The sequence below is a fragment of the Sinomicrobium pectinilyticum genome (genome assembly GCF_003725735.1).
In the GTDB taxonomy this organism is placed as follows: Bacteria; Bacteroidota; Bacteroidia; order Flavobacteriales; family Flavobacteriaceae; genus Sinomicrobium; species Sinomicrobium pectinilyticum.
Genome location: NZ_RJTM01000127.1, coordinates 1 through 24,969 on the forward strand (window position 1 = coordinate 1; position 24,969 = coordinate 24,969).

16 protein-coding genes are annotated in these 24,969 nt (G+C 46.0%); 13 read left to right on the forward strand and 3 right to left on the reverse strand.

Annotation, left to right across the window (positions count from 1 at the left end):
* Window positions 1-60: 60 nt before the first annotated feature.
* Window positions 61-627: a helix-turn-helix domain-containing protein gene (locus ED312_RS18870; protein ID WP_123217589.1), complete on the reverse strand. Its 567-nt coding sequence runs from the start codon at window positions 625-627 to the stop codon at window positions 61-63.
* 217 nt (window positions 628-844) lie between these two features.
* Here ED312_RS18870 and ED312_RS18875 point away from each other — a divergent pair, with 217 nt between their 5' ends.
* The 13 genes from ED312_RS18875 to ED312_RS18935 all read left to right on the forward strand — a co-directional run bounded on the left by ED312_RS18875 (window position 845) and on the right by ED312_RS18935 (window position 21,089).
* Complete coding sequence (locus tag ED312_RS18875; RefSeq protein WP_123217590.1) at window positions 845-4,003, forward strand: SusC/RagA family TonB-linked outer membrane protein; 3,159 nt, start codon at window positions 845-847, stop codon at window positions 4,001-4,003.
* Between the two features lie 170 nt (window positions 4,004-4,173).
* Window positions 4,174-5,754 carry a SusD/RagB family nutrient-binding outer membrane lipoprotein gene (locus tag ED312_RS18880; protein WP_123217591.1) on the forward strand — a complete coding sequence of 527 codons (1,581 nt, stop codon included), beginning with the start codon at window positions 4,174-4,176 and terminating at the stop codon, window positions 5,752-5,754.
* Window positions 5,754-7,403, forward strand: a complete 1,650-nt coding sequence (locus ED312_RS18885; protein WP_123217592.1) for an alkaline phosphatase family protein — start codon at window positions 5,754-5,756, stop codon at window positions 7,401-7,403. The genes ED312_RS18880 and ED312_RS18885 overlap by 1 nt, the downstream gene beginning before the upstream one ends.
* Before the next feature lie 4 nt (window positions 7,404-7,407).
* Entirely contained in the window at window positions 7,408-8,760 is a 1,353-nt protein-coding gene (gene pbfA, locus ED312_RS18890) for a (R)-1-hydroxy-2-aminoethylphosphonate ammonia-lyase (RefSeq protein WP_123217593.1), read from the forward strand.
* 191 nt (window positions 8,761-8,951) lie between these two features.
* Window positions 8,952-9,947 (forward strand): 2-hydroxyacid dehydrogenase, encoded by a 996-nt coding sequence (locus tag ED312_RS18895; protein WP_123217594.1) that lies wholly within the window; start codon window positions 8,952-8,954, stop codon window positions 9,945-9,947.
* A gap of 538 nt (window positions 9,948-10,485) precedes the next feature.
* On the forward strand, window positions 10,486-11,160 hold the full coding sequence (locus ED312_RS18900; protein ID WP_123217595.1) for a TetR/AcrR family transcriptional regulator: 675 nt from the start codon (window positions 10,486-10,488) through the stop codon (window positions 11,158-11,160).
* A complete protein-coding gene (locus tag ED312_RS18905; RefSeq protein ID WP_123217596.1) occupies window positions 11,157-12,812 on the forward strand; it encodes a peptidase domain-containing ABC transporter in 1,656 nt (551 codons plus the stop codon). The genes ED312_RS18900 and ED312_RS18905 overlap by 4 nt, the downstream gene beginning before the upstream one ends.
* 5 nt (window positions 12,813-12,817) lie before the next feature.
* Complete coding sequence (locus tag ED312_RS18910; RefSeq protein ID WP_123217597.1) at window positions 12,818-14,176, forward strand: HlyD family secretion protein; 1,359 nt, start codon at window positions 12,818-12,820, stop codon at window positions 14,174-14,176.
* 6 nt (window positions 14,177-14,182) lie between these two features.
* Entirely contained in the window at window positions 14,183-15,604 is a 1,422-nt protein-coding gene (locus ED312_RS18915; RefSeq protein ID WP_123217598.1) for a TolC family protein, read from the forward strand.
* A gap of 1,179 nt (window positions 15,605-16,783) precedes the next feature.
* On the forward strand, window positions 16,784-17,905 hold the full coding sequence (locus ED312_RS18920) for an aldo/keto reductase (protein ID WP_123217604.1): 1,122 nt from the start codon (window positions 16,784-16,786) through the stop codon (window positions 17,903-17,905).
* 28 nt (window positions 17,906-17,933) lie between these two features.
* Window positions 17,934-19,028, forward strand: a complete 1,095-nt coding sequence (locus ED312_RS18925) for an L-dopachrome tautomerase-related protein (RefSeq protein WP_123217599.1) — start codon at window positions 17,934-17,936, stop codon at window positions 19,026-19,028.
* Between the two features lie 48 nt (window positions 19,029-19,076).
* Window positions 19,077-20,117: an LLM class flavin-dependent oxidoreductase gene (locus tag ED312_RS18930; RefSeq protein ID WP_123217600.1), complete on the forward strand. Its 1,041-nt coding sequence runs from the start codon at window positions 19,077-19,079 to the stop codon at window positions 20,115-20,117.
* A gap of 156 nt (window positions 20,118-20,273) precedes the next feature.
* Complete coding sequence (locus ED312_RS18935) at window positions 20,274-21,089, forward strand: SDR family oxidoreductase (RefSeq protein WP_123217601.1); 816 nt, start codon at window positions 20,274-20,276, stop codon at window positions 21,087-21,089.
* 103 nt (window positions 21,090-21,192) lie between these two features.
* Here the strand turns inward: ED312_RS18935 and ED312_RS18940 are convergent, their stop codons facing one another.
* Entirely contained in the window at window positions 21,193-22,818 is a 1,626-nt protein-coding gene (locus ED312_RS18940; protein WP_123217602.1) for a dihydroxyacetone kinase subunit DhaK, read from the reverse strand.
* A gap of 105 nt (window positions 22,819-22,923) precedes the next feature.
* Window positions 22,924-24,789, reverse strand: coding sequence for a BamA/TamA family outer membrane protein (locus tag ED312_RS18945; RefSeq protein WP_123217603.1), 1,866 nt, complete (start codon window positions 24,787-24,789; stop codon window positions 22,924-22,926).
* Window positions 24,790-24,969: the final 180 nt, after the last annotated feature.

The window sequence follows — 24,969 nt, forward strand, 5'->3', positions numbered from 1 at the left end:
TTACTGTATTAGCCTTGAAAAAGTTCAAACCCATCAAAAAGGAAAAAGTTTAAACGAGTTCTATATGAAAAAGTACATGACCAGCATTTTTGCTACGGCATTATTGCGGTTGACCGGGACATGCGGAATTCTTCCGTCAAAGAAAATAGCATCACCTTCGTATAGCAGTACCTCTTCATCACCGATTATATACGTGCATTCACCGGAAAGCATGTATTTGTATTCATAAGCATCCGTCACCACTTTTTCCCTTTGCGAACCGGGGGCTACTTCCAGGAGTACGGCTTCAAATCCTATAGAGGAAAGTTGTTTGCCAAATACATATTTGTAGGTAAAACCTATAGCTTCATCCTCTTTTTCGATAATGTGGTTTTCCGATGCCCTGCTTACTATAAATGCCCCCCCGTTCGTATTGGGCATTCCCTTGAAGAAATCGGTAACTTCCACGTCCAGAGCCTGGATAATATGGAGAAGAACAGGGAGGGAAGGTATGGTTCTGCCATTCTCTATCCTCGATATAAGTCCGTTGCTGACCTCTGCTTTGGTAGCAATGTCATTAATGGTTTGTTTACGTTCCTTTCGTATTTCCTTAATGCGTTTTCCTATACCGATCAGGTAGTTTTCCATACTTTGGTTTTGCGTAAAAATAATGAATTTTTTACGGTTGAATAGTGGAGGAACGTGCTTTTACAAGTTTATTATTTGTAAAAAATGTTTTAATAATATTTGTCTTCATATTTAATTTAAACCTTACAATTACTTAATTTTAAATCTATTTCTTCCTGGTTTTATATTTGAATATTTGTAAACAATAAATGTCATTATTTATAAATATTCAACCGATATGATCAAAAAAACTATCCTTGTACTTATTGTTTCTTTATCCTTTGCTTTCGGTTTTTCCCAGAGCGTGTTTAAAGGAACCGTTTTTGACAGTGACAATATTCCTTTGCCTGGGGCCAATGTACAGGTAAAAGGAACAACGATCGGGGTCGTAACCGATTTCGACGGAAATTTTTCCATAGAGGTGCCGGAACAAAGCACGGTACTGCTGGTTTCCTATATGGGATATAAAACCCGGGAAGTGGATATTGCCGGTAAAACGGAAGCCACCATAGTCCTCGAAGAAGATGCCGCCCAATTGGACGAAGTGGTCGTAACCGCATTAGGTATCGAAAGGGAAAAAAAGTCTCTGGGGTATGCTTCGCAGGAGCTTAATTCCGATGATGTAACGGCGGCAAGAGAGCCCAACCTGTTAAACAGTATGTCCGGTAAAGTAGCCGGGGTGCAGATAACCAACAGCCCTTCCGGCCTTGGGGGATCGGTACGTATATCCATCAGGGGAGATGCTTCCCTGAATATCAATAATAACTCTCCCCTGTTTGTAATAGACGGTACACCGATCAGTAACCAGATCGTAGGTGCGACCGGGGCCGGGACACAGGATGTGGATTACGGTAACGGGGCGGCAGAGATCAACCCGGAGGATATTGAGACCATGAACGTTTTGAAAGGACCGGCCGCTGCCGCACTCTATGGTTCCAGGGCAGCCAACGGGGCTATTATCATTACGACCAAAAAAGGAAAGGCCAGAAAGGGGATAGGAGTGTCAGTGAATACGGGGATTACCCTTGAAAATGTATTACGCCTTCCGGACTGGCAGAACGAATACGGGCAGGGAAATAACCAGCAATTCGCTTTTGTGGACGGAAGCGGGGGAGGGATCGCCGATGGTGTGGACGAAAGCTGGGGGCCGCGGCTGGATACCGGGCTGATGATCCCCCAGTTCGATTCGCCAAGGGAAGACGGTACCCGTGGAGGAGACCTGAACAGTAGCTCTCCCATTATCCCCACACCCTGGGTTTCCCATCCGGATAACGTGAAGGATTTCTTTAATACAGGAGTTACCCGTACCAGCAGTATCTCCGTATCCAAAGCAGGGGACCTGGGAAATATTCGCTTCTCTTTCCAGAATATGGACCAGGAAGGAATAATTCCCAATACGGACCTGGAACGAAATTCATTTAACCTGAGTTCCGCTTTAAACCTTACCGACAGGATTACGATAAACACCAATATCAACTACATCAAAACCGATAGTGGTAACCGTCCTTCCTTAAGTTATGGGACCGAAAGCATCATGTACCTTTTTATCTGGTATGGAAGGCAGATAAATACCCGTAACCTGAAAAATTACTGGATGGACGGGCAGGAAGGGCGACGGCAGTTCAACTATAATTACAATTATCACGATAACCCTTATTTCAACCTGTACGAAAACACGAATTCCCAGGATAAGGACAGGGTATTCGGTAATGTCAGTGTCAATTACAGGATTACGGACAACCTGAGCCTGATGCTCCGTACCGGCCGGGATTTCTATCGCGAATTACGGGCGAAGAAAAGGGCGTTCAGTACACAGAGGTTCCCTCTCGGGTATTACAGGGAAGACGATATCTTCTTTGAAGAAGTGAATACGGACTTTTTGCTTTCCTACAACAAAACGCTGAGTGATAAGTGGAGTATCAATATATCTGCCGGGGGCAACCAGTTGCGCCAGAAGCAGGATTATAAACAGACCGTTGCGCCGCAGCTGATCAATCCCGGAACATACTCGCTGAACAATTCCAGGCGCCCCCTGGAGATCAGTCAGAATAACCAGGAAAAACGGATAAACAGTTTATATGGTTTTGCGCAGGTTTCTTTTGACGAAAAAGTTTTCCTGGATATCACCGGCCGGAACGACTGGTCCAGTACGCTTCCCATAGACAACAATTCCTATTTTTATCCTTCTGCCACGCTGAGCGCTGTCATCAGTGATATTTTTAATCTTCCCGAAGCAGTGTCCTTTGCCAAGGTAAGGGCCGCTTATGCCGAGGTGGGGAATGATACCAATCCCTACAGGCTAAGAAGTTATTACCAGAACGAAACCCCTTTCGGAGATTACCCGGTACTGACAGAATCCGATGCCATTCCCAATCCGGAACTGAAGCCGGAAATAACATCTTCCTACGAATTCGGTACGGATCTGCGCTTTTTGAACGGCAGGATAAACCTCGATGCGACTTATTATCACAATACGACGAAAAACCAGATCATTCCTATCAGTACGGATATCGCCAGCGGATATAACAGCAAGCTTATCAATGCCGGGAAGGTAGAGAACTATGGTTTTGAGGCCATGTTGCAGGTAAAACCCATAGTCACCGAAAATTTCCGCTGGAGCACCTATTTTAATTTCGCTACAAACCAAAGCAAGGTTACCGACCTGGGTGGGATAAATTATACGCTCACTTCCCAGAACGATGCCTTTATACAGGCGAGGGATGGTGGTTCTATCAGTGCCATTTACGGAAGAGGGTTCCGGAGAGTTGAAGATACATCCAGTCCTTATTTCGGACAGATACTCTATGATGACCAGGGATTGCCGATCCGTACGGATGACCTCGTATACCAGGGAGACTATGCCCCCGATTATACTTTGGGGATACAGAACAGTTTTAAATACAAAAATTTCGACCTCTCCTTTTTGTTCGACATACGCCAGGGCGGTATAGTGGTTTCCCGTACCAAGACCATAGGCAGCACGTCCGGGCAGTTAAAAGAAACCCTGGAAGGCAGGGAAACCGGGATTGTAGGGGAAGGCGTAGTGGAAGTCTCTCCCGGAGTATACGAACCGAATACCGTGAATGTGGATGCCAGGACCTATAACTATCGCTATTACGAAAGGGATAATGTGGAAGCTGCGAAATACGATGCATCCTATACCAAACTGAGAGAAGTGACTCTGGGCTACACCTTGTCCGGGAAATTACTGGAAAAGCTTCCCTTCTCCAATGTCCGTTTTTCCGTAACGGGAAGAAACCTGTTGTTGTGGACGGACAATCCGCACTTCGATCCGGAAACTGTGGGAGTATCCGGCGGAACATTACAACCCGGAATAGAGAATATGTCCTATCCGAGTACACGCGCATTTACCTTTAACCTGAAGGCAGATTTTTAACTAAAACGTTCAACAGGACAAATAATGGAACCGACATGATCAGAATGGTCTTTAAACATACTGCGATGCGCTGAACTTGCCCTAGTAGTAATGATTGTTTTAATCATCAAACCTGCCTGCCGGTAGGCAGGGGTTCCGTCGGACCGTTAAAAAACAATAAAAATAAACAGATGAAGAAGATAATAAAAATAGCCATAACTACGGTGTTTTCCATAAGTATGGCAACCTGTACCAATGATTTCGAAGAAATAAATACCAATCCTAATTATGCCGAAGAGGCCGCTCCGGAGCTGTTGTTACCCGGGGTTTTACGCCAAATGGCCTATAATTGGGGAAATATGGGATGGGAAGAAGGTTTTACCGTAGCACAGTACGGCGCCCGTTTACAGTTTACCTCGGGCGACAGGTATTTGTGGTCGCCCACCGGGAACCCGTATAATGATGCTTACGATGCCCTGAGGGATGTGGAAAATATTGTCCGGGTTGCCGAAGAAGATGAGAACCTTCAGAATTATTATGGGGTAGGGCTGATCCTGAAATCCTGGATATATTCATACCTGGCGGAAGCTTATGGCGACGTGCCTTATTCGGATGCTACAAAGGGATATTCCGGGGACATCCTTAGCCCGAAATTTGATGCCCAAAGCGATATATACGAAGGTATACTGGCCGACCTGAAAGAAGCAAACGGATTATTGCAATCCGGTAATATCAACGGTGATATTCTTTATAACGGTGACGTTTCCAAATGGAAAAAGTTTGCCAACTCCCTCCGTATGCGCCTTTTGATGCGTATCAGTGATGTGGACAACGCCAGGGCAGTGTCGGAGATGAACGAAATAGTAAGTAATCCGTCCGTTTATCCCCTGTTTGAAAACAATGCCGATCAGGCGGCACTGCAATGGAACTCCGATAACCCGCAACCCAAATACGATACTCGTTCCGGTAGCTTTGACGAGGTGCGTCTTAGCCTTACCCTCGAAACCCGTCTGAAGGAACTGAAGGATAAGAGGCTTGTGGTTTTTGCCCAACCGACTTCCGATTCGGGTAAAGGTATATATTCCGAAGATATGGACGACTACGTAGGGATGCCGAACGGACTGGATGACGAGTCCGCATTATCCTATAGTCCCTCGGGTAACCCGGAGGAGTCCGGCTCCAATTACATATCCCGCCTTGGTGTATTATTGACTTGCCGGGCATGTGACGAAGAAAATGCGTCTCCTACGGCGTCCCAGACCATTATTATGAGTTACCCGGAATTACAATTCATACTTGCGGAAGCCAGGGAACGTGGGTTTATTACAACCGGGGATGTCGGGGAATACTACGAAAACGGTATCCGTGCCTCCTTCGAATATTACACGGACCGTGTTATTGCCGGGGGCTGGAATACCATAGCGACAGCTATGCAGGAATTTGATATTGATGAATATCTCGCACAGGAAAAAGTAATGCTGACCGGCAGTTCACAGGAAAAGCTGCAAAAGGTGGCCCTGCAAAAGTGGATAGCCCTTTTTTATACAGGTTTCGAAGCCTGGTCCGACTGGCGCCGTACCAACATGCCCGCTATTGTTCCGGGACCGGATGTAGGGAACGGGGGAAGGGTCCCTGTGCGTTTCCAGTATCCCAATTCCGTAAAATCTACCAATAACAGTAATTATCAGGAAGCGGTAAACCGGATGGGCGGAGATAACCTGAGCACCCGTTTGTGGTGGGATGTTGCCGATAACAATTCATCCGTGATGTAATGACAACCAAAACAATATATTGTATTTACCTGATAACCCTGGGGATATTATCCCTGGGGTCCTGCGGACATAAGAGCAAACCGGAAAAACCGAAGGCAAAACATGTTATCGTTGTCGGTTTTGACGGGCTGAGCCCGGACGGGATAAAACATGCGGATACACCATACCTGGATTCGCTGATCTCGGAAGGAGCGTACACACCACATGCAAGATCGGTCTTACCTTCCAGTTCCAGTCCTAACTGGGCGACAATGATCATGGGAGTAGGCCCTGAAGTTCACGGTATAACTTCAAACGACTGGGAGCGTGACAATTTTGTACTCCCTCCGGTGACACAGGATGAGGATTTCCTGTTTCCCACTATTTTTACTATGGTAGACCGGCAGATAGAAAATGCCGAAACGGGAGCTATATATCACTGGGAAGGCTTCGGAAGACTGTTTGAGAAAAAAACGGTGGATTATGATGTACACGCCGGTGATGAAAACCGAACGGCGGAACTGGCAAATGTTTATATCCGGGAGAACAAACCAGATTTTACCTTTATTCATTTCGACCATATAGATCATGCAGGGCACCATTTCGGACATGGTACACCTGAGTACTATGAGGCGGTGGAAAAAGGGGACAGCCTGCTGGGCGTCATCATGAGGGCCATAAAAGAGACGGGCATGGACGAAGAAACCCTCCTGATAGTGAGCGCCGACCATGGCGGAACGGGTAAAGGGCATGGCGGGGAAACGCTCGCAGAAATGGAGATACCGTTTATCTTATGGGGCGCGTCGGTAAAAAAAGGATATACCATCACTTCGCCGGTATATCAATACGATAATGCCCCTACCGTGGCCTATGCTCTGGGATTGGAACCCGTGCAGGCCTGGATAGGCCGGCCTGTACGTTCTGCATTTACCGGGGAAGGTGATGCCGCTGTCTTTAAGGTTACGGAACGGCTTTCTCCGCCGGTTATATTTCCCGAAGCGGTATTGAATAAAAGGCCCGGAAAGATTTTTTCGGATTCCGCCCTGGTAAAGCTTGAAAACCCCAATACCGGAGGACAAATATTGTTTACTACCGACGGTACGATGCCGGATGCTAATGCTTTACCTTATAAGGGACCATTTACAGTGTATGAAAATACGGTAGTAAAAAGTGCAGTGTTTAGGGAAGGGAAGATTTCCAGTACTGTTTCGGAAGCTTATTTCCGGAGAAAACCGGAATCCGAGAAACCTGCCGTCCATTATGAACTTTTTTATATGGATGACCTGAAAAAAGTTCCTGATATGACAATACGGCAACCCGACGCTAAAGGAGAATGTTTTGAAATAACTTCCGATGAGATCCGGGATGAGATAAAAGCCAATACTGCGGTAAGGTTCACTACCCGTTTGCATGTGGAAAAACCGGGAGAATATACTTTTTATACCCGGTCGGATGACGGTAGCATTCTGCGGATAAACAAAGATAAAGTGGTGGATAATGACGGGGACCACGGCGTGCAGGAAGCAAGCGGCTCCGTAACTCTGGAGCCGGGAGACCATCTCCTGGAAGTTCTCTGGTTTAACGGGGGTGGCAGCGGATGGCTGGATGTGTATTTTAAAACCGGCGATAAGCCAAAACAAATTCTCCCGCCCGATCTGTTAAAAAAATAAGTATATGAATAAAAGTAATGTTCATCAGAATAAGATCACGGAGGGGGACATAAACCTTACGCAGGCCAGGGAGAAGTGGACAGAAAGAGAAACAGATGGAAAAACGAGGGAATTGCTTGAAAAAGATGCCCGCTATTTTCTGCATCAGTCCATGTCAACGCCGTGCCTGGATGTTCTTGAGAGTTGTAAGGGAAGTAGAATGGAAAATCTTTCCGGGAAACACTATCTCGATTTTCACGGCAATAACGTACACCAGGTAGGATTTTCCCACCCGGTGATATTACGGAGAATAACGGAACAGCTGGGGCAATTATCATTTTCTACCCGCAGGTACACTAATGAACCTGCCATACGGTTTGCAGAAAAACTGGCATCCTTGTTGCCATCCGATCTCAACAGGGTATTGCTTACTCCCAATGGCAGCTCTGCTGTGGGGATGGCATTAAAACTGGCCCGGGCCGTTACGGGGAAATTTAAGGTGGTCTCTTTCTGGGATGCCTTTCACGGCGCTTCGCTCGATGCCATAAGTGTCGGAGGGGAAGCAGTTTTCAGGGAATACATGGGGCCGCTCATGCCCGGCGTGGAACGTGTCCCGCCACCGGTGACATACCGGGGAGTTTTTGAGGGAAGGGAACAAAAATGCCTGGAATACCTGGAATACGTTTTTTCCAGGGAGAACGACATAGGAGCATTTATTGCGGAAACCATCCGGAATACGGACGTGCAGGTCCCTTCGGAGAATTTCTGGAAAGAAGCCCGGAAACTCTGTGATAAGTACGGCGTTTTGCTGATTCTGGACGAAATTCCCATAGCTCTGGGAAGGACCGGGAAGATGTTCGCTTTTGAACATTACGGCATAGAACCCGATATACTCTGCCTGGGTAAGGGGCTCGGGGGAGGTGTTATCCCTCAGGCTGCCATTGTAACACGTGATGCTTATAACAGGTTCGGAGATATTTCCCTGGGGCACTATACCCATGAAAAAAGTCCTTTGGGGGCCGTTGCAGGTCTTGCCGTCATAGAGGTCATAGAAAACGGGCGACTCCTGCATAAGGTCCGGGAAGACGAGGCGTTTATAAAAACTGCGCTCGATATACTTTATAACAAATACCCCGTTATCGGCGATATCCGGGGTAAAGGCCTGTTGTGGGGCATGGAACTGGTGGCGGACAGAAACACGAAAGAGAAAGCTTATACCGAAGCGGAACAGGTAATGTATGCCTCTTTGGAAGGAGGGCTCAATTACAAAGTATCTTCCGGGAATGTTATACAGCTTTCACCACCCCTTACCATCGACAGGGAAGATCTGGAAAGGGCATTGTTTATCCTGGATCAAAGCCTTGCCGGAATAAGGTAGCGGGTATAGGGGACAGGGATTCCGTCAATTCCGGTATTAAGTTAATAGGTTATCAGAGAACATATATAGGCCAAATAACGTGGCAATTTCATTGTCGCTTCCTTGCCTCCGGGTTTGCGGTCCGGTGAGGTTCGGCTATTTTTGTTATCTTGAAGCCTTAAAACAACAGCTAAAACCGGAAACAGAAAAAAATGAAGGTATTCGTATCCCGCAGGATTCCCGGAGAAGTGATCCGGTTTATGGAGCAGTATGGTTTGGAAGTAACGTGCAATGATTCGGATGAGAGAATGCAGCAGAACGACCTTATAGAAGCCTGTAAGAAAGCAGATATTCTTTTTAATGTGGGAAGCGCCGATCTGGATGCCCGTTTCATGGAGTCCTGTCAGCACCTGAAGGGAATAGTACTTACCAGTGTAGGATATGATCATATCGATTTGAATTCCGCTACATATTACGGCATTCCGGTATCCAATACACCCGATGTGTTGAGCAAATCGACTGCCGACACTGCTTTTCTCCTGATGCTGGCCACCTCCCGAAAAGCATTTTACCAGGCACGGCAGATAGAGAAGGGAGCGTGGAAAAACAACGGTTTCCTGGATGAACTGGGAATAGAGATCAACGGTAAAACCCTTGGGATATACGGGTTGGGCCGGATAGGACTGGAACTGGCGAAAATGGCGAAGGATGCTTTCGGAATGAAGATTATTTATAATAACAGGAGCCGGAACATGGAGGCCGAACAACTTTTAAACGCCCGCTATGTGGACTTCGGGGAATTGCTCTCGCAAAGCGATGTATTATCCGTACATAGCAATCTTACGCCCGAAACACAATACCGCTTTAACCGGGACAGTTTTCGCAAGATGAAAAAGACATCCATATTCATTAATACGGCAAGAGGTAAGATCCATCACGAACCCGACCTGATAAATGCACTGAAAGAAGGAGAGATATGGGGAGCCGGCCTGGATGTAACCGACCCGGAGCCCATGCTTCCCGATAACCCGTTATTACAAATGTCCAATGTTTGTGTATTACCGCATATCGGGTCCGCAACCATAGAAACACGAATGGCTATGGCCAATGTAGCTGCACACAATATCATTGCCGTGTTCCGGGGAGAAAAGATGCCTCAGATAGTTAATAAAGAAGTTTATGATGAGGTTAGGCCCGGAAAGATATGAGCGCCCGGTTTTTTCTTGTCCCTGTTAACGGCTGAAGTAGCCGTATTGCCTGTAAAGCTCCTGCAGTTCTCCATGCAGAGAAAAGCATAAAAGTTATGGGACTGGCTAAAAAGTCTTGAAGTTCTATCAAAAACCACCAAACGTACGAAGTAGACACAAAGGGATCAAAACATTGAATGTGTCGTAATCACATATTTATTTCTTTGTGAATTTTGGTATTCTTTGCTGACTTTGTGGTTGAAAATCTTTTTAAACACTTTCTTTTTCACCAGTTTTTAAAAAATATCAGCCTTACTCGTAGAGAGAGGTTTTAATGATCTGTCCCGTCATCAGGATGTTCCCTGTCCGTTGACTTTTTCCGGATTCCCGTTAAATCCAATCCTTCCGATTATCGATATCGGAAAATACAGAGAAATAATTGCCTAAGTACAAAAATCAGCAGGGTGTTTGTAATACTTTCAGAAATAATTGTTAAACTTTTGAAATATGATAGTATTACTATTAGTTTTGTTCTCATTGTAATTTAGCGGTTATAATTATGGAAAGTATTTTAGGGAATCTCCGGATGCGGATCAATGAAAAGTTGTACCTCAAAGATCCGGAAACATCGGTATTGGGCAAGAAGATTTTGGAACATAGCATTTTGTTAATAGATAAAATGGGATTTGAATCTTTTACTTTTAAGAAATTAGGGAAATCCATTGGCTCCAATGAGAGTTCGGTGTATCGCTATTTCGAGAACAAGCACAAGTTATTGCTTTACCTGTCGTCCTGGTACTGGTCGTGGGTGGAGTATCGTATGGCTCTGGCCACACTGAATATCGACCCCCCCCTGAAGCGGTTACACATAGCAATCAGGGAATTAACAGGAGAGGTAGAGGATGATGACAGGATTGCCTTTATCCGGGAATCGGTGTTAAACAGGATTATTATTGCCGAGTTTACCAAAACATTCCTGACTAAAGAAGTGGATGAGGAGAACCGGCAGGGCTTTTTCCTGGTTTACAAAAGTGTGATCAACAGGCTGGCAGCGCTGATTGCTGATGTGAATCCGGATTACCCGTATATAAAAAGTCTTGCTTCTTCTATCGTGGAAGGGGCATTGCACCAGCATTATCTGAAAGATCACTTTACGACGATCACGGATTTTTATAAGAAAGAAAATGATATAACCGCATTTTATATAGAAAACATAAACAAAATATTGCTATGACACCAATCCAGCGATTTCGCAATATGTTGCGTATCGATAAGAAAGACATTTCCCAGATTATCCTGTATTCCATCCTGGCCGGGATTATAAGTTTATCCCTTCCGCTGGGTATCCAGTCTATTGTAAATTTTCTCCAGGCGGGTAAGGTGAGTACTTCATGGGTGGTACTTGTCATTATAGTGGTTGTCGGGGTAGCCATGGTAGGTGTTTTCCGGATCATGCAGTACAGGATCACGGAGAACCTCCAGCAAAAGATATTTGTGCGATCTTCTTTTGAGTTCGCATACCGTTTTCCCAAGATCAAATTCAACAAGTTGTACCCTTATTCCCCTCCCGAGCTGGCGAACCGTTTTTTCGATACGCTTACCGTACAAAAAGGGTTCTCCAAGCTTTTGCTGGATATTTCGGGTGCGGCGTTGCAGATACTTTTCGGGATTGTGCTGTTATCGCTGTACCATCCTTTTTTTATTTTCTTCGGGATTTTACTGGTAGTCCTTTTGTACCTGATCTTCAGGCTTAATTTCTATCCCGGACTTTCCACAAGCCTGGAAGAATCCAATTATAAATATAAAGTAGCGCATTGGTTACAGGAAATTGCACGGAACCACCTGAGTTTTAAAAATAACAAACTGTTTGATTTTGCACTCCATAAAAATGACAGGCTGGTAAACAGCTATCTGGACCAAAGGGAGAACCATTTTAGTGTGCTTAGAAAGCAGTTCATCCAGTTAACCGGATTTAAAGTACTAATAACAGCCGGGTTACTGATTATCGGGGGGATACTGGTCCTCAATCAGCAAATGAACATCGGGCAATTCGTTGCGGCAGAGATCATTATTTTAACGATTATTACGGCAGTGGAAAAACTTTTTTCAGGTATCGAACTGTTTTACGATGTGCTTACCTCCCTGGAGAAAATAGGCACGGTGGTAGATATGGACCTGGAGTCCGGCTCCGGTCCTGAGAATGGCAGTTACCTTCTGGATTCCGATTCCTTGTGTATCGAAACCGATAAGCTCTCCTACAAATTTCCGAATTCCGAAAATTTTATCCTGAAAAACGTTTCGCTGACCGTAAACCAGGGAGATCGTATTCTTATTGACGGAGCCAACGGGGCGGGTAAAACAACCCTGATACGCCTGTTGAGCCGGGTTATAGAACCTACCGGCGGAACCATTTTTATAAATAATACCAATTACAGTAAGTATGCCATAGACGATTATCGTTCCAGTATAGGTACCATAACCATTAACGACAATGTTTTTGAAGGGACCATACTGGAAAATATTACCTGCAAAAACCCGGGAATACCTGTTCAGGAGGTGCACAAGGTTATTGAAAGTATGCAGCTCACCGCATATATAAAATCCCTTCCGAACGGACTGGACACCACAGTACATTCCGAAGGAAAACAACTGAGCTCTTCCATAATTCAAAAAATATTGCTGGCCAGGTGTATTATTTCTGACCCCAAAATACTCTTTTTGGAGGAACCTCTAGAGAAGGTTGACGAACCCTCCGCAAAAGAGATCATAGATTATCTGACCGCAGAAGACAAGGCCTGGACAGTGGTAATTATCTCCAAGAACGAATATTGGAAACAGAAGTGTAACAAAAGATTCTTTCTGACCGAAGGAACATTAAAAATATAAGACCGATGTTGAATATTTCAGATAACCGCATCGATAAGTTCGTGGACATGTCTAAATATACCTCTGCGAAGATTTTTGCGGACAATAAACACTACAGGGTCATAAGAAAAGTGGTTTGGGGTGTGGCCATAGTTATTCTGCTTGTATTGTTTCTGCCCTGGACACAGAACATCAAAGGTTCGGGATATGTTACTACGTTGAGGCCGGAGCAGCGTCCGCAAACGGTACACGCGATTATAGGCGGACGAATAGAAAAATGGTATGTACAGGAAGGAGATTATGTGCACAAGGGAGATACCATTATGTTTTTGTCTGAAACCAAGGAGTCTTATTTTGACCCCGATCTAATAGCCAACACGGGAGACCAGGTAAGGGCCAAAGAAGGCGCTGTGGAATCTTATACCCAGAAGGTCAGTGCTTTAACCGATCAAATAAAAGCCATAGAAAGAGAACGGGAACTGAAACTCAAACAGGCACAGAACAAACTGAAACAGAGTAAGCTGAAGGTTATCAGCGACAGCATAGACCTGGAAGCGGTAAAAATCCGGTTGAATATCGCCGAAACCCAGTACGACCGGGCATTTAACCTTAACAAGGAAGGATTGAAACCAATGACCTATGTAGAGGAAAAAAAGGTGAAACTCCAGGAAATGCAGGCTAAAATAATCACCCAGGAAAACAAATACCTGACCAGTCAGAACGAATTGATCAATGCGGAAATGGAACTTACCCGGCTTAATGCGGCTTACGCCGAAAAGCTTGCGAAAGCACAGAGCGATATACAAACCGCGCTCAGTACGCGTTTTGATACCCAGTCCCAGGTGAGCAAACTCCGGTCGCAGTATGCCGGTTACCTGATCCGTAACGGCATGTATTATATAACTGCTCCGCAGGACGGATATGTAAACCGTGCCTTGCAGTCCGGTATCGGTGAAACCATAAAAGAAGGGACTTCCGTGGTGAGTATTATGCCGGCAAGCTTTGATATTGCCGTGGAGACTTATATAGAACCTCTGGATTATCCCTTGGTACACAAAGGGGGAAAGGTACGTATCTGGTTTGACGGCTGGCCTACGATCGTATTCAGCGGCTGGCCGGGGGTTTCCTATGGTACCTTCGGGGGAGTTGTAGTAGCCAAGGAAAACTTTATCAGCGCCAACGGCAAATACCGCGTGCTCATTGCCCCGGACCCGGAAGAGAAAAGCTGGCCGGCGGAACTCAGTGTCGGCGCGGGATCGCAAACACTTGCACTGCTGGACGATGTGCCTATCTGGTTTGAAATATGGCGTACATTAAACGGGTTCCCGCCTAATTTTTATACTACCCCCGGATCGGAAGGAAGTACGAACGAGAAAAAGAAATAATCGCAGATGCAAATTCAGATAGCTAATAAAGGATTTCGGGTTTTTTCCGGATTTTTCATACTGCTTATGGTTTTCGGTACGGCCCGGGCACAGGAATTATCCAATGAATTTACCTATGAAGAATTCCTGGCCTATGTTAAAAAATATCACCCCATAGTACGGCAGGCCAATCTGGTGCTTTCCGAATCACAGGCAAAACTTCTGAAGGCCAGGGGAGCGTTCGATCCTAAATTGGAAGCTGATTTTTCCAAAAAGAATTACGATGACAAAACCTATTACTCCCTCTTTAACGGAAGTTTTAAAATCCCCACCTGGTACGGTATAGAGATCAAGGCGGCTTTCGATAAAAACGAGGGAGTGTATATGAATCCGGAAAATTATGTACCTCAGGACGGACTTACCTCCCTGGGAATTTCAGTACCTGTAGGACAGGGGCTATGGATAAACGATCGTATGGCGGAACTTAAAAAAGGTAAACTGTACGTACAGCTTGGCAACTACGAACGGGCACTTGCCACCGTAGAAGCTGTTTCAGAAGCCTCTGTGGCTTATATGAACTGGAAGCGGGATTATGAAAAGGTAAAGCTATACGAAGATTTTTACCGGAATGCTGTGGAAAGGCAGGAGTGGATCGTAAAATCTATCGCGTTGGGTGAACTGCCACCCATAGATAGTGTGGAATCGGGAATTGTATTGAAAACGAGAAAACTGGAATGGGAACAGGCCCGGCTGAAGCTTACCAAAAGCCGCCTGACCCTGTCCAATTACTTGTGGACCGAAGATAATATTCCCCTGGAACTATCGGAGCAGATGGTGCCGCAGGACGACCTGGAAGATCACATACTCGATGTGCTGGCACTCGATCCGCTTGCGGGAGAATTCGATATAGAGAGCCACCCGAAGATCAATGCCCTGAATACCAAAATCAATATACAGGAAGTGGACCGTAAGTTAAAGGCCAACAATATGCTGCCAAAACTGAACCTCAGTTATAATTATATCTCGGAGCCATCCTATATAGACGGTTTTCGTATGGAGGATTACAAAATAGGAGCTTCTTTTTCTTTCCCCCTTTTCCTGAGAAAAGAGCGGGCGGAAGTACGATTGGCAGATATAAAGCTGAAAGACTCCGAATTTGGGCTGCAATTTGAAAAAAAAGCACTTCAAAATAAGATAAGGGCGCAGTTTAACGAATTGAACTCATACCGGGAACAAATTGTGATTAATGAAGACCTGGTAGAAGATTACCGGCAAATGCTCGACGGGGAAATTAAACTTTTTGAAATGGGGGAGAGTTCGATCTTTTATATTAACACCCGGGAAAACAACCTTGTTAAAGCCAGGGTGTCGGATATAGATCTCAAGAATACCTATTTTCTTTCGGCTATAGGACTTTATAAAACACTGGCGGTTCCCGGGGAAAATTAAGAGGCCTTCCCTGTCACAACATCAAAAAGTTATTGCCCGGGGTATTGGATTTGCAGATATTGTCTGGATCAGCAAATAACCGAAGAATAATTTTTTTCCCGCCTGCCGGACGGGCAGGGTGGCATGGATTTGTGTTTAACGGTTTTCCGCTTTTGATTTTATGATATAAAGTTTTGATATATAGGGCTATATAGTTTGTAGTTGAAGTTGTTGTTTAATTTAAAAAAACATTCGAATTTCAAATATCTATACCTATTTTGGCAGTTTTTTCAAAAAAAACGAGCCCTTTCTTGTTGAATACCGGGTAGTCCGTTTAGGCGGAGAACTCCTTGACGTAGCTTATGAGGCTTATGATGGATAGGGTGAACAGGGCCGGGGTTACGCAATCTTCACTTTACATGTTCGGGAAGTACCCTTTTTTTCTCCGTCCTTTATATGCATTCAATCGCTTGGCAACTTCACTTGCGGTTTTAAACTATACCACAACACCTGGCCCTTAGGTTATTTGAAAAAATGGATGGGGGGAGTTATCCTGAACGATAATAACAATTTGCAGATGGAAATATCCGGTCTTTTCATATATAGATTAGAAAACAAGAGTTGATAAAAAGCTGTTAGGAAAAAATATTTCTATGGTATGTACTAAAACATGAAGTTTAAGTTTTGGTTTATATGGAGTTAAATAGTGTTTTGGTAATTAATTTTTTAAAGTTAAATTAAATGTGTGATTCTCATTTTGCGACTATTAAATTTTGCTGGTTATAATGCCATGATGGGGTGTAGCGGAAGGGACCTTCGGAAAACCAGATCAGGTTTGTGGTCTGCAAATTAAAAATTGTGGGTTGGGTAAGGGATGCGGGAATGCATGCGCAACTTTTTATCCACTTCATAAAATCCGGAATGTTTCCTCCTGTTAATACCCTGCTGTTTGTAAAAGGGTAGAAGGACCTTCAATCACAGGGCTATATATCCTCACAGGAAAAAGAGAGATATTTTCTGGTATATAAGTGGAAAGCTTCGTATTTTAGAGGGAGAAGATAAACAGGGAATTGCCTGCCAGCCACTTTTTTATTCCCGGAGGAAGCCATGCCTTTCAAAAAAGCACCACAAATGGATTTTTTTAATGGATTTACAGCCGGTTTTCGGAAGTTAAACCTGCATTTTCTTAACAAAATAACTATGGCTACGCGAAGAGAATTTATAACAAAAACAACACTGGCTTCGGCAGCTTTGGCAACAACGCATTGGTCAGCAGGTCTGGCTGCCGTACCGGGTAATGGGACCCGGACAGTTTTCAAACAACAAAAAACGGAAAATATGCGGTATGAGTTTCCCACGAAGGCCGGATTGGGCGGTGTAGCTGCCGGAAACGGGTTCAGCGAGAACACCAACGCCCAGATCACGGCGACCATGCAGGCAGCATGGGACAATGGAGTACGGTATTTTGATACATCACCCTGGTACGGGCTCGGGCTGAGCGAGAGGAGAATGGGGCATTTTCTCTTTGAAAAAAAGAGAGAAGAGTTTGTTCTTTCCACCAAGATAGGGCGTATCCTGGAACCTGATGCCGGTTTTACACCGAATCCGGACCTGCTCTGGAAAGGGAGGTTGAATTTCAGGCACAAATACGATTATTCTGCTGACGGGGTACGCAGGTCCGTAGAAGACAGCCTGCAACGTATGGGGCTTTCTTCCATAGATGTTGTTTTTGTACATGATCTTTCACCGGATAACGGTGACCTGGGGAAGAACTGGACTGAACAGTTTAAGATAGCCGAAAAAGGAGCTTTTCCCGAACTGACCAGAATGCGGGAAGAAGGTATCATCAAAGCGTGGGGTATGGGCGTCAATACTCCCGAACCCATACTGAAATGCCTGGAAGTGGCAGACCCGGATGTGATGCTGGTGGCTATTCAGTATTCCCTCGTGGAGCATAAGAATGCCCTGGAACAGGTATTTCCGGCAATGGACAGGAAAAAGGTAACCGCGGTTATTGGCGGACCGCTTAATGCCGGTTTTCTGGCTAACAGGGAGCGCTTTAATTACGGTGGGAAAATGCCTGGGGATATGGTAGCCAAAAGAAATAAATTCAATGCCATTATTAAAAATTACAATGTGGATCTCAGAACCGTTGCCCTAAAGTTCTGTGCATCTCACCCTACAGTAGGGGCGGTAATACCGGGAGCCAGTACCGCGGAGCAGGCTGCAGCCAATACCCGGTCTTTTTCCGTTGAAATCCCTTCCGGGCTCTGGGCTGAGTTACAAGCAGCCAAACTCATAGAAGCAAATACCCCGGTTTGATCCGGGATAACCAGGTAAAAGAACATTTATGAAAAAAATATGTGCTCCTGTAATCATCACAGCTATGCTTGCGAATGCAACGGCCCAGGAGGAATTTCACAGTGAAGCATTGCAACCCGTAGCTTCTTTTGACAAAAGTATGGCCATAGGTCTCAGTGTAACTTCCGATAACCGCATTTTTGTAGCTTTTCCGAATTACGACGGCAACGGTAAGTATACGCTTACCGAGGAAAAAAACGGAAGCGTAGCAGCTTATCCCGATGAAGAATGGAATACCCGTTCGGACGAGGATGATCACTTTCTTCGGGTACAGGATTTATATGTAGATGCGGAAGACAATTTGTGGGTGCTGGATTCTAAACCGGCTTCCAAAGGCTCTATTTTTGGGGATTCGGGAAAAGGGTCAGAAGGAAAATTTAAACTGGTAAAAATCAATACCGGTAACGATAAAGTTGAAAAAGTATATCTTTTCGAGGATCTGGACAAAACCGCCTCCGGTCTCAACGATGTGAGGGTGGACATCCAAAAGAACATGGCTTACCTTTCCGATCCGGGACAGGCGGCCATAGTGGTACTGGACCTGAAAACCGGAAAGACCAGGAGTGTGCTTAAAAAAACACCGTATACCTCCGCTGATGATATGGTACTTACCTACCGGGGCCGGGAAATGAGGGACAAGGACGGTAATCCCTTTTCCTCGCATGTGAATGGTATAGCCCTCACCAGGGATTTCAGGTATTTCTACTTTAAGCCCATCAACAAGAGAAACCTGTATAGGGTAGAGACCCGTTACCTTGCAGATCCGGCACTTTCCGAAAATGAACTGGCAGGCAAAGTGGAGGATATGGGCGAAGTAGGGGTTACACACGGACTGGTGGCGGATACCCGGGGAAATATATTCTTCACCACTTCCGAAGATTACAGTATAACCTATATGAGTACCGACGGAAAAATACACACACTGGTAAAAGATTCCCGCCTGTTGTGGCCGGACTCCCTCGGAACAGGTTCCGATGGCTACCTGTACTTTACCTGTGCCCAGTTGCAGCGTCTGCCGCAATGGAACAACGGAGAGGACAGGACAGTGTATCCGTATACGATGTACAGGGTGAAATTACCTTAAAATCCGCGGGGAACTGTAGATTTGTATATTAATCGTTTAAATAAAAACATGGAATTAGGTATAGGGATGTTCGGTGATCTGACCTACGATGCGAAAAACGGCCGGTTTCAACCGCCGGGAGAACGCCTGGCAGAAATGATAGAACAGGTAAAACTCGCAGATGAACTGGGACTGGATTGTTTTGTACTCGGAGAGCACCACCGTGCGGATTATGCGGTTTCCTCTCCGGAAATTGTATTGTCTGCCCTTTCTGCAGTGACCGGAAAAATAAAACTGGCAAGTGGGGTTACCGTACTGAGTTCGGCCGATCCGGTGAAAGTTTACCAGGATTTTACGACTGTAGATCTGCTGTCGGGGGGCAGGGCCGAGATTATGGCCGGGCGTGGCAGTTTTACGGAGTCTTTCCCCTTGTTCGGTTATGATCTGCAGAATTATAACGAATTATTCGAGGAAAAGCTCCGGTTGTTACTACAGTTGAACGAAGAGGAAATTATTAATTGGGAAGGTGAATTCCGTGCCCCTTTGCACAACCAGACCGTATATCCGCGTCCCGAGCGGAAACTTCCGGTATGGATAGCCGTGGGAGGCACCCCGGAATCCGTGTACCGGGCTGCACGCCATGGGTTACCCGTTATTTTTGCAATAATCGGAGGAATGCCCGGGCAGTTTCTTCCGCTGATCGATTTTTACCGGGAACAGTATAAAGAACACGGGCATGATGCCGGTAAGATGCAGGTAGCTATTCACTCGCATAGTTTTGTAAGCGCATCGGAAGAAGAACTCATTCGGAACTATTTTCCGTATTATGCTGCCCAGATGGACAGGATAGGAAAAACCCGGGGCTGGTCTCCGTATACCCGTATGCAGTTCCGGGGAGGAATAGAACCGGAAGGGGCCTTGTTTATGGGAGAACCCGACCGGGTTGCCGATAAAATAATTGACACTGTAGAAATGTTCGGATTGACACGTTTCGTGGCCCATGTGGATGTAGGAGGCCCTGGGCACAAGGACCTGATGAAAGCCATAGAGCTCTACGGGACCAAAGTGGTGCCACAGGTGCGGAAAGCCCTGGGGGAACAGAAAGGATGAACAGATCAACTGTAAATACATCCTGTGAAATATTTGTCAGGCCATTCTCTCCCGTAGGCTAACGGTTTGATTTTTATAATTATTTGTTTCTTTACTGCTATCCTTTCCTCTGTATTCCGGAGTTTCTTTGCTGTGTAACTTAAAATAAGTATTCTTATGAGTAAGACATGGTTAATAACAGGAACATCAACAGGTTTGGGAAAGATAATGACCGAAAAGCTTCTCCGGGAGGGAGACCGGGTCTTCGCAACTTTGCGTAATACGGAACTACTTGGGGAGCTGCAAAAAAAGTACCCCGGCCAGCTTATACCGGCCCATCTGGAGCTGACCGACAGGGAAGAGATTCAAAGTACGGTGGACAGGGCTTTCCGCGAATTCGGAAAAATAGACGTGGTAGTGAGTAATGCAGGGTATGGCCTCTTTGGTGCCGCGGAAGAATTGGATGATGATATGATCTGCCATCAGATAGAAACAAATCTGCTGGGGTCCATTCGCCTTATTAAAGCCGTTATTCCTTATCTGCGTAAACAAGCTGAGGGACATATTATACAGGTTTCTTCCGAGGGAGGGCAGATTGCTTATCCCGGTTTTAGTCTCTATCATGCTACCAAATGGGGAATAGAAGGATTTGTAGAGTCTGTTATCCAGGAACTTCGCCCGTTTAATATTTATTTTACACTGTCCGAACCCGGTCCGACCGCAACCAGTTTCGGTGCAAGTGTGAAACAGGCAGAAGTGATGGAGGAATATAAAGGAACACCCGTTCAGGAGGTACGTGACCTTCTGGAAAATGGCTTTGGCCCCCTCGGCGATGCCGGAAAAGTAGCAGATGCCATGATAGCGTGCGCGCGGAAGAAAAACCCGCCTTTGCGCCTGGCCCTGGGGAAGATCGCTTACGACCATATAGAGGAAGCCCTGCAGGAACGATTGAGACATATTTATGCCCAAAAGGATATAGCATACGATTGCTAGGGGTATTGTTTTAAACCAATAGAATTCAGATTGTTAAAAAAGCAGAATCCATGCCGGAAAACGAAATGTGATTCTGCTTTTTTATTTCTGTTTCATCCCCGGTTTATATTCCGGCTAGTTTTTCCAGTACCCTGGCAACAGCTTCCGCTCCCGGGTCCGGAATGCCTGTAAGGGACCTTTCTGATAAATAAGAAGACCTGCCAAAAGCCGTATGGGTGATTTTCATGGTCTTATCGGCTCCTTCCCTGGCTTTTTGAGCAGCAGTACCCAGATCACCGTTTTCGGCGAGTACGGTAAAAGCAGGTTGCAGGGCGTCGATCATGGTCCGTTGTCCTTCCCGGGCTCCGCCCAGTTCTTTCATTTTTTGCAATCCGCTGTCCAGCGCTTTTCCCGCGTGTTTTTCTTTTTTGTATGCATTCCCGGCACGGGTAAACATGATGGACAGCAATACTCCGCTCGATCCGCCCGTTTCTCTGGCCAGTACTCTTCCGAGGGTGGCGAAAAGCTGTCCGGTATCGGCAAGGGGCAGCTGATCCTGTAGTTCCAGGAGTTTTCTGGCCCCGGCAGCAAAAGTAGAACCCGCATCACCGTCACCGACCTTTTCATCCAGTGCGTTCAGCTCTTTTTCCAGTACTATCAATTCTTCGGCAATGGTCCGTATTACTTTTTTTGCCTTTTCATCCCGGGAAGGAGCAAAGGGAAGGGGTTTGGGAAGCTCCGGACCGGGTACGGAGGAAGTTTCCCCGAATTTGCGTATGGACCATGAAACCGGGGCCGCATCAGCAGTCAGCGCCTGTACTATGTCCTCATCCAGTTCCAGGACCGACAGGGAAAAACCGTTCATGTTCAAAGAGGTCATTAACGGGGCCGGGCCTACGAGGTATTTTACCTGTTCTGCCAGTTCGGATTTTCGGAAAGCATGGAGTAAAACATTCATTTCAACAGGGGTAACACTTCCAAGGTTATTGAGCAGTAATGCATAGTCTTTTTTCTCTGCGGGCAGGTATCGGGCCAACCGGTCCGTGGCCCTTTTCATCAGTGCATTTGCCGTCTCCATGGGAATGGACTCCACACCCGGCTCTCCGTGTATACCGAGACCCAGTTCGGCTTCGGAAGTTTTTAAGCGGGATTTTTCGGGATTCTGGAATTTCTGGCCCTCTTCCAGGGAAAGGCCTATGGAAAATGTCCGTTGGGCTGCTTTCCTGGCGATATGTGCCACTTCTTCCAGTGATTTACCTGCTTCGGCCAGTGCGCCGGCGGTTTTATGGACAAAAAGAGTACCTGCCAGTCCGCGTTGTTCCACATCTTGCCCGAGAGCGATATCATCTCCTACGATCACTGTTTCCACTTTAAGTCCCATGGCACGGGCCTGTTCGGCAGCCAGGCCGAAGTTCAGCCGGTCACCGGTATAGTTCTTAATGATGAGCAGGCAGCCTTTTTCGCCCGTTGTGGCCATAATAGCCGAAAGCACCGCATCTACCGGTGGAGAAGCAAAAATCTCACCGCATACGGCAGCTGTCAGCATTCCTTCCCCTACAAAACCGGCATGGGCGGGTTCATGCCCCGAACCTCCTCCGGATATTACGGAGACTTTGTTTTTATCTGTGTTTTTGCGAAGAACGACCTTTATTTCCGGGAATGTGTCCAGCTTGGTCAGCCCCGGGTCCGTTAGCAGGCCTTCTATTCCTTCTTCAACCACTTTATGGGGGGTATTGATGAAAAATTTCATGAGTATCGAAGTTTTCCTTAAAGATAGGAAAAAGGCCGGAGAAAAATCACTCCGCTACTTTCCCCGATAAAGGAGAAGAGTCTTCGAAAATTACTTTCCCCCGGATTATTCATATGGTATTACCCCAGGTTTTCCGATCTGAAAGTCCGGAAGCATAAAGTCGTCGTTACTGATAGAATTGGTCTTGAATACATTATACCCCTGTCCCGGAATGGAAGGGTAATATGCCAGCGAAAACCGGAAGTTATTAAAGACCAGGTAATCATTATTGATGAGCAGCCCGATGCCGATCTTGGAGTAGATGTTATTGTCAAACAGGCTGCTTTTCTCGTCACCTATAAATCCCATGCTTACGTTAAAAAACGGATTGAGGCGGAACCCGGCTACGTTCCAGGGCGCGTATGCCTGCAACTGGTAGGTAAGCGTGAATTTTTTAGTTCCGAAAAGAATCTCGCTGTCGAACCCGGAAATCCCGTTTTCTCCATTGATATCCACCCTGTCCGCAATAATGGCCATTCTCCTGTCCCCGAGTACGAGAACGGGCTGAACAAAGTGTCTCAGGTACCAGTTCCCCAGGGGTTTGATGTTGCTGAAATATAGTCCGTCCAGTCGCAAAGCGCTTTGCAGCCGCCTGTTGTGGTAATAGAACGAACCGATTTCGGCATTGACACTAAAATATCCCCATTTGTAATAATTGCCGAAAGCATATTTTCCTCCGAGATAAAACTGGTTGCTGTCGTTTTTGTTCCGTGCCCCGAAGGTAATGCCGTACGTCCGGCCTATAGGGACATCTTCCACGATATCGTAATTAAAGAGAAACTTGTCCTGCTCGAATTTCCTCGAGGAAATCCCCACACTGGCCAGAAATAGTTTTTCATCCGAAAAGAATCCTACGGAGTCGTATAAAACCGACGGCACTTCCTTATAATTTCGGTTGAAATACCGCAGGGTGGTAATGAGTCCGGTGGTGCGGTCCGCTTCCGTATTTCCTTTGGAAACGCGGAAGGAATATCCGCCCCATACATCCAGGGCTTCCGATTTCATATTCTGCATGGCATAAACACCTTGTGCATCGGGGAGGGAATCACGTACCAGGTTTTCTTCTATATAGATACCTCCGGCCCATTTGGTGTAGGCCGAGAAAAAATCCCTGTTCAGCCCGAAACTCTTACGTACGTTTTCTCCCTTCTGTATTTCGTAGTTCAGTTGAGCCTGTACATAAGTATTCAGAATGTTCGGTACGGTATACCTGCCGAGATAGGAGGTTTCCCCGGTATTGAGCTTTTTCTCGAATTCATTGCGGAATTCATGCCCCAGGCCAAAAAAATTCCTTTCGGTCAGCTCAAAAGACGTCCTGGAAGAGGAGGCAGAACCGCCAGGGGTGAGGCTCCATGAATCCAGAACACGGATTTGCAGGTCCACCATATCCGGATTCCCGGGCACATCTACCGGTATAATAATTACCCGCCGTACAAAACGCTGGCGCCTTATCAACCGTTCCGATTCTTCTATCAGCAGTGAATCGAGCTCCTGGCCCTTTTTGAAGAGCAGCAGGTTTTTTATGGTCATGTCCTTTGTCTTCAGGTGAATACTGTTCCCTGCCCGCTCTATCCATTTTTCCGGTTGGCGGGTAGTATCTGCTATGGAATAACCGAAAGGGTCGAGCGTAGTAATAGCTATGTTCCGGATCACTTTTCCGGAGTGGCGGGAATAGTCAACAGTCATTTCCGGAGACTGGCCGAGGATTTTTTCCCGGTCTTCGGATTTTTCTTTCTGGTCTACAGGCCGGAACATGAGGCGGTGCAGGAAACGGGTAAACCCTCTTTTCCGTGAATAGTCCTCAATATCCTGGTACAGGCGTTTTTCTTTCTTGCCGGTAGAATCCTGTTTTACGGGAGATACCTGTGCAGGAAGCGGGATGGCTGTGGAAATAAGTACCAGTAATAATATAAAACGAAAAATTTTCCGCATGGATTGTCTGAAATTTGTCAAAACAGATAATAGAAATCATTTCCGGACGTCATATACATTTACTGGGATAAAAACAGAAATTTCCTGTGCCCGGTACCGGAAAGTTATAACAAATTATGCAATTCCGGGGATTGCGGACCTGGAAAAAAATACTTTTCCGGTTGAGGGTTAAGAAGTCCG

What these genes read in the sequence shown, in the direction of transcription:
- ED312_RS18870 (WP_123217589.1), bottom strand. Translation starts at nt 627, where the DNA reads ATGGAAAACTACCTGATCGGTATAGGAAAACGCATTAAGGAAATACGA.
- ED312_RS18875 (WP_123217590.1), top strand. Translation starts at nt 845, where the DNA reads ATGATCAAAAAAACTATCCTTGTACTTATTGTTTCTTTATCCTTTGCT.
- ED312_RS18880 (WP_123217591.1), top strand. Translation starts at nt 4,174, where the DNA reads ATGAAGAAGATAATAAAAATAGCCATAACTACGGTGTTTTCCATAAGT.
- ED312_RS18885 (WP_123217592.1), top strand. Translation starts at nt 5,754, where the DNA reads ATGACAACCAAAACAATATATTGTATTTACCTGATAACCCTGGGGATA.
- pbfA (WP_123217593.1), top strand. Translation starts at nt 7,408, where the DNA reads ATGAATAAAAGTAATGTTCATCAGAATAAGATCACGGAGGGGGACATA.
- ED312_RS18895 (WP_123217594.1), top strand. Translation starts at nt 8,952, where the DNA reads ATGAAGGTATTCGTATCCCGCAGGATTCCCGGAGAAGTGATCCGGTTT.
- ED312_RS18900 (WP_123217595.1), top strand. Translation starts at nt 10,486, where the DNA reads ATGGAAAGTATTTTAGGGAATCTCCGGATGCGGATCAATGAAAAGTTG.
- ED312_RS18905 (WP_123217596.1), top strand. Translation starts at nt 11,157, where the DNA reads ATGACACCAATCCAGCGATTTCGCAATATGTTGCGTATCGATAAGAAA.
- ED312_RS18910 (WP_123217597.1), top strand. Translation starts at nt 12,818, where the DNA reads ATGTTGAATATTTCAGATAACCGCATCGATAAGTTCGTGGACATGTCT.
- ED312_RS18915 (WP_123217598.1), top strand. Translation starts at nt 14,183, where the DNA reads ATGCAAATTCAGATAGCTAATAAAGGATTTCGGGTTTTTTCCGGATTT.
- ED312_RS18920 (WP_123217604.1), top strand. Translation starts at nt 16,784, where the DNA reads ATGGCTACGCGAAGAGAATTTATAACAAAAACAACACTGGCTTCGGCA.
- ED312_RS18925 (WP_123217599.1), top strand. Translation starts at nt 17,934, where the DNA reads ATGAAAAAAATATGTGCTCCTGTAATCATCACAGCTATGCTTGCGAAT.
- ED312_RS18930 (WP_123217600.1), top strand. Translation starts at nt 19,077, where the DNA reads ATGGAATTAGGTATAGGGATGTTCGGTGATCTGACCTACGATGCGAAA.
- ED312_RS18935 (WP_123217601.1), top strand. Translation starts at nt 20,274, where the DNA reads ATGAGTAAGACATGGTTAATAACAGGAACATCAACAGGTTTGGGAAAG.
- ED312_RS18940 (WP_123217602.1), bottom strand. Translation starts at nt 22,818, where the DNA reads ATGAAATTTTTCATCAATACCCCCCATAAAGTGGTTGAAGAAGGAATA.
- ED312_RS18945 (WP_123217603.1), bottom strand. Translation starts at nt 24,789, where the DNA reads ATGCGGAAAATTTTTCGTTTTATATTATTACTGGTACTTATTTCCACA.